At 73.8% G+C, this 14,344-nt stretch carries 7 protein-coding genes; 4 read left to right on the forward strand and 3 right to left on the reverse strand.

All coding sequences use genetic code 11. The features are described from left to right. Positions 1-100: 100 nt before the first annotated feature. Positions 101-3,652, forward strand: coding sequence for a DNA polymerase III subunit alpha (dnaE, locus tag OO57_RS03120; RefSeq protein ID WP_033250674.1), 3,552 nt, complete (start codon positions 101-103; stop codon positions 3,650-3,652). Between the two features lie 110 nt (positions 3,653-3,762). Here dnaE and OO57_RS03125 read toward each other — a convergent pair whose 3' ends face one another. Next, positions 3,763-6,945, reverse strand: a complete 3,183-nt coding sequence (locus tag OO57_RS03125) for an AAA family ATPase (RefSeq protein WP_051776452.1) — start codon at positions 6,943-6,945, stop codon at positions 3,763-3,765. Between the two features lie 422 nt (positions 6,946-7,367). Between OO57_RS03125 and OO57_RS03130 the strand changes: the two genes are divergently transcribed. Beyond that, positions 7,368-7,748 carry a recombinase family protein gene (locus tag OO57_RS03130; protein WP_033250675.1) on the forward strand — a complete coding sequence of 127 codons (381 nt, stop codon included), beginning with the start codon at positions 7,368-7,370 and terminating at the stop codon, positions 7,746-7,748. A 32-nt stretch (positions 7,749-7,780) separates the two neighbouring features. Here the strand turns inward: OO57_RS03130 and OO57_RS03135 are convergent, their stop codons facing one another. Continuing rightward, entirely contained in the window at positions 7,781-8,581 is an 801-nt protein-coding gene (locus OO57_RS03135; protein ID WP_033250676.1) for a DeoR/GlpR family DNA-binding transcription regulator, read from the reverse strand. 338 nt (positions 8,582-8,919) lie between these two features. Between OO57_RS03135 and OO57_RS03140 the strand changes: the two genes are divergently transcribed. Then, a complete protein-coding gene (locus tag OO57_RS03140; RefSeq protein WP_033250677.1) occupies positions 8,920-10,362 on the forward strand; it encodes an RICIN domain-containing protein in 1,443 nt (480 codons plus the stop codon). A gap of 117 nt (positions 10,363-10,479) precedes the next feature. Continuing rightward, entirely contained in the window at positions 10,480-12,957 is a 2,478-nt protein-coding gene (locus OO57_RS46640) for an RICIN domain-containing protein (protein WP_081973423.1), read from the forward strand. Positions 12,958-13,127: 170 nt separating this feature from the next. Here OO57_RS46640 and OO57_RS03150 read toward each other — a convergent pair whose 3' ends face one another. After that, positions 13,128-14,177 (reverse strand): LacI family DNA-binding transcriptional regulator, encoded by a 1,050-nt coding sequence (locus tag OO57_RS03150; protein ID WP_051776454.1) that lies wholly within the window; start codon positions 14,175-14,177, stop codon positions 13,128-13,130. Positions 14,178-14,344: the final 167 nt, after the last annotated feature.

The raw sequence follows: 14,344 nt of genomic DNA on the forward strand, positions 1-14,344 counted from the left end.
CTCCGTCCTCCCGTCCGTCCCCCCGTCCGCGTCCCCGTCGCGCCGCCGCCGCACTAGGGTGGGGGCTTCCGTCCGTCCAGCCGTGAGGAGCGCACCCGCCGTGTCCGACAGCTTCGCCCACCTGCACGTCCACACCGAGTACTCGATGCTGGACGGCGCCGCGAAGAACGGGAAGCTGTTCGCCGAGGCGGAGAGACAGGGCATGCCCGCGATCGCGATGAGCGACCACGGCAACATGTTCGGCGCGTACGAGTTCTTCCACGCGGCCGCGAAGACCGCGGTGAAGCCGATCATCGGCATCGAGGCGTACGTGGCGCCGGGTTCGCGGTTCGAGAAGAAGCAGGTGTTCTGGTCGCCGGGCGGTCAGCGGCCGACGGGCGCGGACGGCGAGGGCGGCAAGGACGTCTCCGGTGGCGGCCGCTACACGCACATGACGATGTGGGCGCAGAACGCGACCGGGCTGCGCAACCTGTTCCGGCTCTCCTCGCTCGCGTCGATGGAGGGCTACTACATGAAGCCCCGGATGGACCGGGAGCTGATCGCCGCCAACGCGGGCGGCATCATCGCGACCACCGGCTGCCCGTCCGGGGAGGTGCAGACCCGGCTGCGGCTGGGCCAGTACGAGGAGGCGGTGAAGGCGGCCGCCGCGTACCAGGACATCTTCGGGAAGGAGAACTACTTCCTGGAGCTGATGGACCACGGCCTGTCCATCGAGCAGGACGTCCGCGCCGACCTGCTGCGCCTGGCGAAGCAGTTGAACATCCCGCTGCTGGCCACCAACGACTCGCACTACGTGACCGCCGACCAGGCGGACGCGCACGACAGCCTGCTGTGCGTCGGCGTGGGCAAGAACAAGGACGACCCGAACCGGTTCAAGTTCAACGGCTCGGGCTACTACGTGAAGACCTCCGAGGAGATGCGCGAGCTGTTCCGCGAGCTCCCCGAGGCCTGCGACAACACCCTGGCGATCGCCGAGCGGATCGAGTCGTACCAGGAGGTGTTCACGTACGTCGACCGGATGCCGCAGTTCGACGTGCCCGAGGGCGAGACCCAGGCGTCCTTCCTGCGCAAGAAGATCGCCGCGGGGCTGAAGCACCGCTACGGCGACAACCCGAGCCAGGAGGTGCTGGACCGGGTCGAGCTGGAGATGGGCGTGATCACCCCGATGGGGTTCGACGCGTACTTCCTCGTGGTCGCCGACATCTGCCAGTACGGGCGCGACAACGGCATCCCGGTCGGTCCGGGCCGCGGTTCGGCGGCCGGCTCGATGGTGTCCTACCTGACCGGCATCACCCAGCTCGACCCGCTGGAGCACGACCTGCTGTTCGAGCGCTTCCTCAACCCGGAGCGCATCAACCCGCCGGACGTCGACATCGACTTCGACGACCGCCAGCGCGACCAGATGGTGCGCTACGTCACCGACAAGTACGGCTCGGCGTACACCGCGCAGGTCAACACCTTCGGCACCATCAAGGCCAAGGCGGCCGTGAAGGACGCCAACCGGATCCTCGGCTACCCGTTCTCGATGGGCGACCGGATCACCAAGGCGATGCCGCCGGACGTGATGGGCAAGGGCGTCCCGCTGGCCGACCTGTTCAACGAGAAGCACCCGCGGTACAACGAGGGCACCGAGATCCGCTCGCTGTACGAGAACGAGCCGGACGTCAAGAAGATCATCGACACCGGCCTCGGCATCGAGGGCCTGATCCGCGGCACCGGCGTGCACGCGGCCGCGGTGATCCTCTCCTCCACGCCGCTGCTCGACCTGATCCCGCTGCACATGCGGGACAAGGACGGCACCATCATCACCGGCTTCGACTACCCGTCGTGCGAAGCCATGGGCCTGATCAAGATGGACTTCCTGGGTCTGCGGAACCTGGGCATCATCGACCACTGCATCAAGATCGTGAAGGCCAACCGGGGCGTCGACGTCGACATCGACAACATCCCGATCGACGACCCCACCACCTACCAGCTGCTCGCCCGCGGCGACACCCTCGGCGTCTTCCAGCTCGACGGCGGCCCGATGCGCGCCCTGCTGCGCCTGATGAAGCCCACCGAGTTCGCCGACATCTCCGCCGTCTCCGCGCTGTACCGGCCCGGCCCGATGGGCATGAACTCGCACACCAACTACGCGCTGCGCAAGAACGGCCAGCAGGAGATCGTCCCGATCCACCCCGAGCTGGAGGAGCCCCTCAAGGAGGTCCTCGGCCCCACCTACGGCCTGATCGTCTACCAGGAGCAGGTGCAGCGCGCCGCGCAGGTGCTGGCCGGGTACTCGCTCGGACAGGCCGACCTGCTGCGCCGCGCGATGGGCAAGAAGAAGAAGGAGGTGCTGGAGAAGGAGTTCGTGCCCTTCCACGCGGGCTGCAAGGAGCGCGGCTACTCGGACGAGGCGATCCAGGCCGTCTGGGACGTGCTGGTGCCGTTCGCCGGGTACGCCTTCAACAAGTCGCACTCGGCCGCGTACGGCCTGGTCTCGTACCAGACCGCCTACCTGAAGGCGAACTACCCCGCCGAGTACATGGCCGCCCTGCTCACCTCGGTCGCCGACGACAAGGACAAGATGGCCGTCTACCTGGCCGAGTGCCGGGCGATGGGCATCCGGATCCTCTCCCCGGACGTCAACGAGTCCGTCGTCGACTTCACCGCCGTCGGCAGCGACGTCCGCTTCGGCCTCAAGGCGGTGCGCAACGTCGGCGTCCCGGTGATCGAGTCGCTGGTCGCGACCCGGGAGGCGAAGGGCAAGTACACCTCCTTCGCCGACTTCCTGGACAAGGTCGAGCTGGTCGTCTGCAACAAGCGCACCGTCGACTCGCTGGTCAAGGCCGGCGCCTTCGACTCGCTCGGCCACACCCGGCTCTCGCTCAGCACCGTCCACGAGAGCGCGATCGACGCCGTCACCGGCCTCAAGAAGCAGCAGGCGATCGGCCAGGACGACCTGTTCGCGATGCTCGGCGGTGACGACACCCCCGCCATCGGCCTGGACTTCCAGCTCACCGACCGCGAGTGGCCGCGCAAGCAACTCCTCGGCCTGGAACGGGAGATGCTCGGCCTGTACGTCTCCAGCCACCCGCTGGACGGCGCCGAGCACATCCTCACCAAGAACCGCGACGTCTCGCTCGTCGACCTGCTGAACTCCGGCCGCACCGAGGGCGAGGTCCGGCTCTCCGGCCTGATCACCGGCGTCGACCGGCGGATCAACAAGGCCGGCAACGCCTGGGCGATCATCACCCTCGCCGACCGCGACGGCTCCATCGAGGTGCTGTTCTTCCCCGCCGCCTACCAGCTGATGTCCGCCCAGATGGTCGAGGACAACGTCATCTCCGTCCGCGGCCGCCTCAACGAGCGCGACGGCTCGCTCAGCATCTTCGGCCAGGAGATCACCACCCTGGACATGTCCTCCGCCGAACTCGGCACCAAGCCCCCCGTCCAGATCACCGCCCCCGTCGGCCGCCTCACCCCCGACGTCGTCGCCGAACTCAGGACCACCCTCCTCGCCCACCCCGGCGACGTCCCCATCCGCCTGCTCACCACCGGCTGGGACAAGAACACCCTCTACGAGCTCGGCTTCACCGTGAACCCCGACAACGGCCTCGCCTCCGACATCAAGACCTTCCTCGGCCCGCACTGCTGGCAGGGCACCGTCTGACGCCCCCGGCCCTCCGTCGCCCCGCCCCGGCGCCCCGCCCCGGCGTGCCGTCAGGGGTGGGGCGGTCAGGGGGCGTGCCGTCAGGGGGCGTGCCGTCAGGGGGCGTGCCGTCAGGGGGTGGGGCGGCGCAGGGCCCGGCGGGTGGTGCGGAGTTTGCGGAGGACCGCGGCGACGTGGTGTTCGGCGGTGCGTTCGGAGACGTAGAGGGCGGCGGCGATGTCCTTGTTCCGGGCGCCTTCGGCGAGCAGGTCGGCGACCTGGCGTTCGCGGGGGGAGAGGGTGTCGGCGGGGTCGCCGGGGGTGCGCGGGACGGGGCCGAGGGTGCGCAGGTGGCGGCGGCAGCGGGAGGCGTCGCTGACGGCGCCGAGCCGGTCGAAGGTGTCGGTCGCGGCGGTCAGCAGGGGGGCGGCGGCGGTGGCGGGCCCGGCGAGGGCGGCGCGTTCGGCGGCGAGGGCGGCGGGGTGGGGGCGGCCGACGGCCCGCCAGGTGTCGCGGCAGCGGAGGAAGGCGGCGGCCGCGGCGGCCGGGGTGTCGGCGAGCAGGCCGGTGGCGTGGTGGTGCTCGGCGTGCCCGGCGGGGGACGCGAGCCCTTCGAGTCCGGCGGCGTGTTCGGCGGCGAGGGCGGTGGCGGTGTCCCGGTCGCCGCGGCGCAGGGCGGTGTCGACGGCGGTGGGCAGCAGGTCGAAGGCGAACGGCCAGAGTTCGCGGCGGCGCAGCAGGCGCAGCGCGGGGGCGAGGGTCCGCCAGGCGGTGTCGGGGTCGTCCTGGTCGAGGTGGAGGCGGGCCAGGCCGGCGGCGGAGGGCAGGGCGAGGACGCTGGTGGCGTCCTGGTCGAGGGCGCGGCGGAAGTGTTCGGCGGCGCGGGCGGTGCGGCCGCGGGCGGCGGCGATGCGGCCCCGGGCGGCGGCGAGGAGTCCGGTGTCGGCGACGGGGCTGTCGGGGAAGCGCAGCCGGTAGGCGGCGAGGGCCCGGTCGAAGCGGGTCCACCGGCCGGCCGCCCAGTCGAGCAGGACGGGGTAGCTGTGGGCGTAGGCGGCGAGGCCGTCGAGGCCGGCCCGGGCGCAGAGGGCGGCGGACTCCTCGGCCCAGGCCCGGACCTGCGCGTCGTGGCCAGTGCAGCAGCCGATCTCGGCGGCGTTGGAGAGGCTGATGGCGGTGTAGGAGACGATCTTGGGGTTGTCGTCGTGCCGGGGCAGGGCGGCGAGCAGGTCGGGGATCCCGGGGGTGGCGCAGACGGGGAGGGAGACCAGGAGGTTGGTGTGGACGACGGCGGTGGTCTCCGGGTCGTCGACGCGTTCCAGCAGGGCGAGGGCGCGGTCCATCCAGCGGCGGCGTTCGGCGGCGGTGGCGTCGCCGGTGTCCATGGCGGCGATGACGGCCAGCGTCTTGGCCGCGTGCCGGGGGTTGTCGGCCGCCAACTCGACGGCGGCTTCCTCGAGTTCGGGGACGCCGTGGGAGCCGCCGAGACTCGTCCGGAGGATGTTGCCGAGCCGGGCGCGGATCTCGCCGCGGACGGCCGGGGTGAGGCCGGGGGTGTCGATGATGCGGCGCAGCGCGTCGGTGCTGGCCCCGGCTTCGGCGGTGTAGGCGACGGCTTCGGCCAGCGAGCGGGCGGCGGTGCCGAGTTCGTCGGCGGGCAGGCCGGGGTGGTCGACGATCTGGCGGAGCAGCAGGGCGGCGGTGCCGAGGTCGCCGACCTCCATGGCCCGGTCGGCGGCGGCGCGGGCGTGCTCCAGCCAGCGGGCGGTGTCGCCGAGCGCCTTGGTGTGGTGGGCGATCTGCACCAGGGGCGGCGGGTCCTGGGCGGTGAGCAGGCCGAGGACGCGGCGGTGCAGCCGGGTCCGGGCCGGTCCCGGCAGGGCGTCGTGGACGGAGCGGCGGGCCAGGGCGTGCGAGAAGCCGTAGCGGTCGGGGCCGTGCTCGACCAGGACGGAGCGGTCCAGGGCGTCGGTCAGGGCGGCGGCGGCGCGGTCGGCGGGGAGGTCGGCGGCCGCGGCGAGCAGACTCTCGGGGGCGGGGACGGCGAGGACGGCGGCGGCGTCGACCAGGGCGGCGGCGTCGGGGGTGAGCCGTTCGATCCGGGCGGCGAGCACCTCGCGCAGGCTGCGGGGGACGCCGAGCAGGTCGGGGCGGCGGTCGGCGCCGGGGTGGGCCCCGAGGGTGACCAGGTCCTCGACGGCGATCAGCGGCAGTCCGTGGCTGCGCTCGTACAGGGCGCCGGTGAGCTGCCGGGCGCCGTCCGGTCCGAGGACGGAGCCAGCCAGGGCGGCGAGGGCGGGCCGGTCCAGCCGGTGCAGGTCCAGGTCGCCGAGGGCCGTTCCGGCGGGGCGGCGCAGTTCCCGGCCGAGCAGCGGGCCGTGCACCTCCTCGCCGCGGTAGGTCAGCAGCAGGGCGACGTCCTCGGGCAGGCTGCCGGCCAGCAGCAGGAGGAGTTCGCGGGTGGCGTCGTCGGCCCAGTGGACGTCCTCGACGACCAGGACGACGGGGGCGGCGGCCGTGAGCAGGGCCCGGGCCGCGTTCAGGACGGCCTGGCGCTGCTCACCGGGGCCCGCGGGTTCGGCGGGCGGCGCGGGGAGCCGGCCCGCGAGACGGGGCAGCAGCGGGGCGAGCGCCGCGGTGGCGGCCCCGAGCCGGGCCTCGGGGGGCAGCAGCGGGCCGAGGGCGTCGAGGGCGTCGATGACGGGTCCGAAGGGCAGCGGTTCGCGCAGCGGGTGACAGCCGCCGGTGACAGTACCGACCCCGAGGCCCCGCAGCACGTCCGCGGCCTCGGCGACCAGCCGGGTCTTACCGATCCCGGCTTCGCCCTGCACCAACGCCACGGCCGGGCGGGACGTCAGCAGGTCGACGAGCCACGCGAGTTCGCGTGCGCGGCCGACGAAGGCGAAACCGGACGCGGACGCGGAGACGGGGGCAGGGACGGGGGCGGAGGCGGAGGCCGGGGCAGACGCGGAGACGGGGGCGGGGGCAGGGACGGGGGCGGAGGCCGGGGCCGACGCGGAACCGGAGCCGGAGCCGGACGCGGAGCGGGACCCGGCGGCGGAGCCGGACCCGGACGTGGGGGCAGGGGCGGACGCAGAGCCGGACCCGGACCCGGCGGCGGAACGGGAGCCGGAGGCGGAGCCGGACCCGGAGGCAGAGCCGGACTCGGAGGCAGAACGGGAGCCGGAGGCAGAGCCGGACCCGGAGGCAGAACGGGAGCCGGAGCGGGAGCCGGAGGCAGAGCCGGACCCGGGACTGGACGCGGAGTCGGGCCGTTCCGTCGCGCGTCCCGGGCGTCGTTCCGTGCCAGCCATCTGCCGCTCCTGACCGCCTGGCCCCGGGGCCGCCCGCTCCCGGCCGCGGTGACCGCGATTGCCACCGTGGGCGCCTGCCCTCACGCTACTGCGCTTCCCGGTCCGTGTCCGTCCGGTACGGCACCCCCGCCGCACGGCACCCCCGCCGCACGGCACCCCCGCCGGACGGCGTCCGGGCCCCCGGACCTCCGGGCCCCCAGACCTCCGGACCCCCGGACCCCCGGACCCCCGGACCCCCGGACCCCCGGGCCCCCGGGCCTCCGGGCCTCCGGAGAATGGCAATCACCCAGGTGGGATCCGGAACTACCTATGCCCGGGCCGCCATGTCACGGGAATGGGTACTTCCGTGCCTTCCCCGGGGTCCGGGCCTGGACTTCCCTGGAAGCACCAGCACCGTCCGCACCATCCGGAGGCGAGCAGCCATGAACCCCAGGACCCGCCCGGCGGCCAGCCGTCCCACTGCCATCTACCTGCGCTGCTACCCGTACGACGCCGGGTTCCTGCTGGACTTCTGGGGTGCGCTGAGCCGCTACGCGCTGGCGGCCGGGCTGGGTGAGGCCACGGTCTTCCTGGACAACGGGCGCGGTTCCCACGAGCCGCTGGCCGCCCTGGAGTCGCTGCTGTCCGCCGCCGCGGCGGGGCGGGTCTCGGCGGTGGTGGTGCCGGGGCCGTTCGTCTTCTCGCTGGACGACGCGCAGGCCGATGCGACGGTGCGCCGCTTCGAGGCGGCGGGGTGCGCGGTCCACGAGTTGCCGCGCCCGCACCGGCGGCTGGCTTCCGCGCGGTTCGCCGGGGCGCGCTGAGCGGCGCGGCGGGTGGCGCGCCCTCGTGGGCGCTACGGCGCGTCGGCCACGATCAGCCGTCCGACCTGTTCGCCGAGGACGGCCCGGGCGGTCGGGTCCAGGCCGGAGTCGGTGACGAAGCAGTCGAGTTCGTTCAGGGTGGCGAAGGCGCTCAGGCCGACCACGCCCCACTTGCTGTGGTCGGCGACGGCCACCACGCGGCGGGCGGAGGCGATCAGGGCCCGGTTGGTCTGGGCCTCGGCGAGGTTGGGCGTGGTGAGTCCGGTCCGTTCGGAGACGCCGTGCGCGCCGATGAGCAGGACGTCGACGTGCAGCGAGCGGATCGCCTGGTCGGCCAGCGGGCCGACGAGGGCGGCGGAGGGGGTGGGGGTGCCGCCGGTGAGGAGCAGGGTGGGGCCGGTGCCGGGGTGCTTGGCGGTGTGTTCGCGGAGCAGGTCGGCCACCGGTAGCGAGTTGGTGACGACGGTCAGGCCGCGGACGTCCAGCAGGCGGCTGGCCACCGCGTGGGCGGTGGTGCCGGCCGAGACCGCCACCACGCTGCCGGGTTCGACCAGGGCCACCGCGGCGTCGGCCAGGGCGGCCTTGGCCGCGGACTCGCGCTGCGTCTTGGCCTCGAAGCCGGGTTCCTCGGCGCGGGCGCCGCTGGCCACCGCGCCGCCGTAGATCTTCTCCACCTCGCCCGCCCTGGCCAGTTCGTCCAGGTCCCGGCGGATCGTCATGTCGGAGACGCCGAACTGCTCCACCAAGTCGGCGACCCGGACGGCGCCCGTCCGGCGCACCAGGTCGAGGATCAGCGCCCGGCGCTGGGGGCCGAGCAGGGCCTGGTCGGCCACGGGTTCTCCTTCACACCGCTCGGAAGTGGTTCACGGATCAACAGGATAGTGCGGTTCTGCGCCGTACCGTGCCCACCCCTCCCGCCACCTCCCACTAATTCAACACAATCAAACGTTCAATGCTGCTCGAAGCATCCCCGCCGCCCACCCGAAAGACATCCACCGAACCGGCATTGAGCTGCGAAAACTCCCCACCGTCCACCCGCCGTCCCGAATCGAAGCCGTCGAAACCCTTGACACAACCGAACACCGCTCCGAGACTCTCCCCCAGCCGCTTGTTTGCGCCAACATGCTCGACTCCCCCACCCCACCCCCACCCGAAGCCGCGAGGTACCCCCATGTCGCGTACGAGATCCGTGCTGCTGTGCGCCCTGCTGGCGCTCGGTGCGCCGCTGGCCGCCGGCACCGCCCCGGCCCAGGCCGTCCCCGTGCCCGTGGTCAACGGCACCCAGTTCGCCGACACCACCGGCGCCGCCGTGCAGGCGCACGGCGGCGGCGTGATCAAGGTCGGTGCGTACTACTACTGGTTCGGCGAGGACCGCAACGCCGACAACAGCTTCCGGTACGTCTCGGTGTACCGCTCCACCGACCTGAAGACCTGGGAGTTCCGCAACCACGTGCTGACCCAGGCCACCGACCCAGAGCTGGCCTCGGCCAACATCGAGCGCCCGAAGGTGATCTACAACGCGGCCACCGGCCAGTTCGTGATGTGGATGCACAAGGAGAGCGCCACCGACTACGGCGAGGCCCGGGCCGCCGTCGCGGTCTCCTCCACCGTGGACGGGAACTACAGCTGGCGCGGCAGCTTCCGGCCGCTGGGCGAGATGTCCCGGGACATCACCACCTTCGTCGACGACGACGGCACCGCGTACATGGTCTCGGCCGCGAACGAGAACCGGGACCTGCACGTCTACCGGCTGACCGCCGACTACACCGGCATCGACGCCCAGGTGCAGAGCCTGTGGAACGGCTCCTCCCGGGAGGCGCCCGCGCTGTTCAAGCGGGACGGCGTGTACTTCCTGCTCACCTCCGGCGCCACCGGCTGGACCCCGAACCAGCAGATGTACGGCACCGCCACCAGCGTCACCGGCAGCTGGAGCGGCCTGAGCAACATCGGCGACGGCATGACCTACGGCAGCCAGACCGCGTACGTGCTGCCCGTCCAGGGCACCTCCGGCACCGACTACCTGTACATGGGCGACCGCTGGGGCAACTGGCTGGGCGGCACCGTCAACGACTCCCAGTACGTGTGGCTGCCGCTGGAGTTCCCCACCGCCACCACCATGACGATGGGCGCCTCCCCGCAGATCACCGTGGACGCCGCGGCCGGCACCGTCGCCCCGGTGAACGCGACCTGGGAGAACCTGACCGGGCAGCAGAGCGGCAAGTGCGTCGACGTCGCCAACTACGCGTTCTCCGCGGGCGCGCAGGCCGTCCAGTGGTCCTGCGGCTGGGGCGCGAACCAGACCTTCTGGTTCAAGCCGCTCAGCGGCGGCTACGTGCAGATCATGGCCCGGCACAGCGGCAAGTGCCTGGACATCGCGGGCAACTCCACCGCCAACGGCGCGGCCGTGGTGCAGAACACCTGCTCCACCGCCAACTCGCAGCAGTGGCAGGTGCAGAAGGCCGACAGCAGCGGCAACGTCCGCCTGGTCGACCGGCGTTCGGGCAAGTGCCTGGACGTGACCAACCAGTCCACCGCCGACGGCACCGCGCTGGAGCAGTGGACCTGCAACTCCGGCTCCAACCAGCTGTGGCGGCGCGGCCCGTCCTGGCTCTGACCCTCCACGCCCGCACCCCCACCGCTCCCCCACGCACCGCCCCCACCCGACGGCACGTCCCTGGTCCTCGCCCGGCGAGGGACGTGCCGTTCCGCATGCCCGCCCCGGAGGAGACCCGTGTCCCCACAGCTCCGCACCGCCCGCACCGCCCGCACCGCCCGCACCGCCCGCACCGCCTGCGGCCCCCGTACCGCCCGCACCGTCGCGCTGGCCGCCCTGGCCGCGCTCGCCGCCGGCACCCTCGCCGCCCCGCCCGCCGCGGCCGCGGAGGCCGCCGCGCACGTCACCGTCCGCCTCGACCCGAGCTACCAGCAGCAGCCGTTCCAGGGCTGGGGCACCGCGCTGGCCTGGTTCGCCAACGCCACCGGCGACTGGCCGGACGCCAAGCGCAACGAGCTCGCCGACGCCCTGTACGGGGCGGACGGGCTGGGCTTCACCGTGGCCCGCTACAACATCGGCGGCGGCGACAGCCCGGAGACCGCGCCCTACCTGCGCCCGGGCGCGGCCGTGCCCGGCTACTGGAACCGGCCCGCCGCGTACGGGCCGCCCGGCGGCGACACCACCGGGTGGACCGAGCAGCCGAACTGGTGGGACCCGGGCGACCCGGCGCACTGGAACCCGCAGGCCGACGCCGCCCAGCGCTGGTGGCTGACCGCCGCGAAGAGCCGCGGCGCGGACACCTTCGAGGCGTTCTCCAACTCGGCGCCGTACTTCATGACGAACAGCGGCCTGGTCTCCGGCGCCGTCAACGGCTGGCAGGACAACCTGCGCGCCGACCAGTACGACCGGTTCGCCGCCTACCTGGCCGGGTCGCTGCAGCGCGTCCAGGCCGCCACCGGCGTCACCTTCTCCTCGCTGTCGCCGATGAACGAGCCCGGCACCTCGTACTGGCACGCGGGCGGCCCGCAGGAGGGCTCGCACTGGGACGCCGCCTCGCAGGCCCGCCTGGTCACCGGCGTGCGCGCCGCGCTGGACGCGGCCCACCTGGCCACGCCCGTCGCCGCGATGGACGAGACCAGCCCGGAGCTGTTCCGGGCCGACTGGGGCGCCTACCCGGCCGCGGCCCGCGCCGCGGTCGGCAGGCTCAACACGCACACCTACTCCACCGGCGGCCGCGGCGCCGTCCGCGACCTCGCCAAGGGCGCCGGGCTGCCCGCCTGGATGTCCGAGGTGGACCTCGGCGGCTCGGTGCCGCAGAGCTTCACCGACATGTCGCCCGCGCTCGACTTCGCGCACCGGATCACCGACGACGTCCGGGAGCTGGAGCCGGGAGCCTGGGTGATGTGGCAGGCCGTCGAGGACTACACCAACATGACGCCCGCCCACGAGGACTCCAACTGGGGCCTGGTCCAGGTCGACCTGGACTCCGCCGACCCGGCGGACGAGCCGCTGCGGCGCAACAAGAAGTACTGGGCGATGGCCAACTACAGCCGCTTCGTCCGGCCCGGCGCCCGGGTGATCGCCACCGACTCGACCGACACGCTGGCCGCGCTGCGGCCCAACGGCACCGGCGCGGTCGCGGTGTACACCAACTCCACCGGCGCCGCGCAGACCGTCACCCTCGACCTGGCGGGCTTCCAGAGCGTCGACACCTCGGTGCCGGTGCAGCGGTGGACCACCGACGGCGGCAAGGACCTCGTCCGGGAGCCCGACCTGGCCGCGACCGCCGCCAGGACCCTGACCGCCACCGTCGGCCCCGGCTCGGTGACCACCTTCGTGCTGCCCGGCGCCACCGGCACGGCCACCGCCGCCGCCACCGTCCCCACCGGCCAGGTCCGCCGGCTGGTCAGCGACCGCAGCGGCCTGGCGCTGGCCGCCTCCGGCACCGCCGCGGTGCAGCGCACCGTCAACGCCGCCGACACCACCCAGCAGTGGAACTTCACCCGGCTCGCCGGCACGTACGACTCCACCGCCGCGTACCGGATCACCAACGTCAAGAGCGGCAAGGCGCTGAGCGTCGGCGGCGGCGTCCTCTCGCTGGTCGCGGCGGGCAGCTCCACCCAGCAGCAGTGGCTGCTGTCCACCACCGGCGACGGGCACGCCACCCTGGTCAACCGGGCGAGCGGCCTGCTGCTGGACGTCACCGGCGAGTCCACCGCGGACGGCGCGCCGGTCGGCGCCTGGACGCCCACCGGCGGCGCCAACCAGTCCTGGGCGGTCGGCTCCGCCGCGGCCGACGCGTACAGGTCGCTGAAGGTCCGGCTCAGCGGGCGCTGCGCGGAGGTCGCGGGCGGCTCCACGGCCGCGGGCGCGGCCGTGGTGCAGCACACCTGCGCCAACGCCACCGACCAGCAGTGGGCGCTGCGGCCGAGCGGCAGCCCGGGGCAGGTCAACGTGGTGGTGCGCGCCACCGGCCAGTGCCTGGACGTGTCGGGCGCGGCCACCGCGGACGGCGCGCCGCTGGTGCAGTACCCGTGCAACGGCGGGACGAACCAACAGTGGTCGGTGCGCGACACCGGCTCCGGGTACGTGACGCTGCTGGCCCGGCACAGCGGCAAGTGCCTGGACGTGGACGGCTCCTCGACGGCTGACGGGGCGGCGCTGGTGCAGCGGCCCTGCACGGCCGCGCCGGGGCAGCAGCTGCTGGTCGGCTGAGCCTCCGGCGGGAAGCGCACGACGGGAAGCGCACGACGGGAAGCGCACGACGGGAAGCGCACGACGGCGGGCACCACCCTCAGGTGGTGCCCGCCGTCGTCGTCCAGCCGTCGTCGTCCAGCCGTCGTCGTCCAGCCGTCGTCCAGCCGGAAGCGGCCCGCCGGAAGCGTTCAGCCGCGGGGGGTCGGCGGCGCGGTGCTGGCCCGCACCACCAGCTCGGGGGGCACCACGACCGGCGCGTCCCCGGCCCCGTCGGGGGCGTCGATCCGGTCGAGCAGCCGGGCCACGCACTGGCGGCCGACCTCCTCGAAGTCCTGCCGGACGGTGGTGAGCGGCGGCAGGTAGTAGGCGGCCTCGGGCAGGTCGTCGAAGCCGACCACGCTGACGTCCTCGGGGACGCGGCGCCCGGCCTCGTGCAGGGCGCGGACCAGGCCGAGCGCCAGGTGGTCGTTGGCGGCGAACACGGCGGTGACGTCGGGGCGGGCGGCCAGTTCGCGGCCGATCCGGTAGCCGGCCTCGGCCGTCCAGTCGCCGTAGCGCAGCGGGGGGACGGGCGCCCCGGCGGCCTTCAGCGCGGCGTGCCAGGCGGCGGCGCGGCGGCGGGCGGCGTAGGAGTCCTGCGGGCCGCCGAGGTGCCAGACGGTGCGGTGGCCGAGGCCGAGCAGGTGGCGGGTGGCGGCGGTGGCCCCGGCGGCCTGGTCGGTGTCGACGGAGGGGAAGCGGCGTTCCGGGTCGCCGTCGGCGACCACCACGGGGACGCCGGAGGTGACGGAGAAGCCGGGCCGGTCGAGGATCTGCGCCTCGATCACCACCAGCCCGTCCACCGCCTGGTCGGTGAGCTGGCGGACGGCCCGCTGCACGGCGCGTTCGGTCTGGTCCTCGACGCAGACCACGTTCAGCGAGTACCCGGCCCGCTGGGCGGCGCGCGAGATCGCGGCCAGGGTGCGGGCGTTGCCCTGGGCGGTGACGTCGAAGGTGACCACGCCGAGGACGTGGAAGCGGCCGAGGGTGAGCGCCCGGGCGGCGCTGTTGCGCTGGTAGCCGAGCACCCGCATCGCGGAGAGCACCCGTTCGCGGGTCTCGGGTTCGACGTTGCTGCGGTTGTTGGCGACCCGGGAGACGGTCTGCGAGGAGACCCCGGCGAGCGCCGCGACGTCGGCCTGGGACGGCGGCCGCGACCTGCCGCGGGCGGTGCCGTCCGTCGCCGGGCCCTGCTCCATGCGCTCCTCCTCCATGTCTGCGTAAACATGGTAGCGCTGCGGGGGAACGGGGAAAGCCACCGCCCCGGCTGCCGCAGCAGTCGGGGCGGTGACCTGGCGGGCACGGCCGACCCTCAACGGCCGGCCCGCCGTTCCGTCCCCCGGCCCGGGGCCGGACCGCCACGCCC

This window comes from Kitasatospora phosalacinea, assembly GCF_000717185.1.
Taxonomy (GTDB): domain Bacteria; phylum Actinomycetota; class Actinomycetes; order Streptomycetales; family Streptomycetaceae; genus Kitasatospora; species Kitasatospora phosalacinea_A.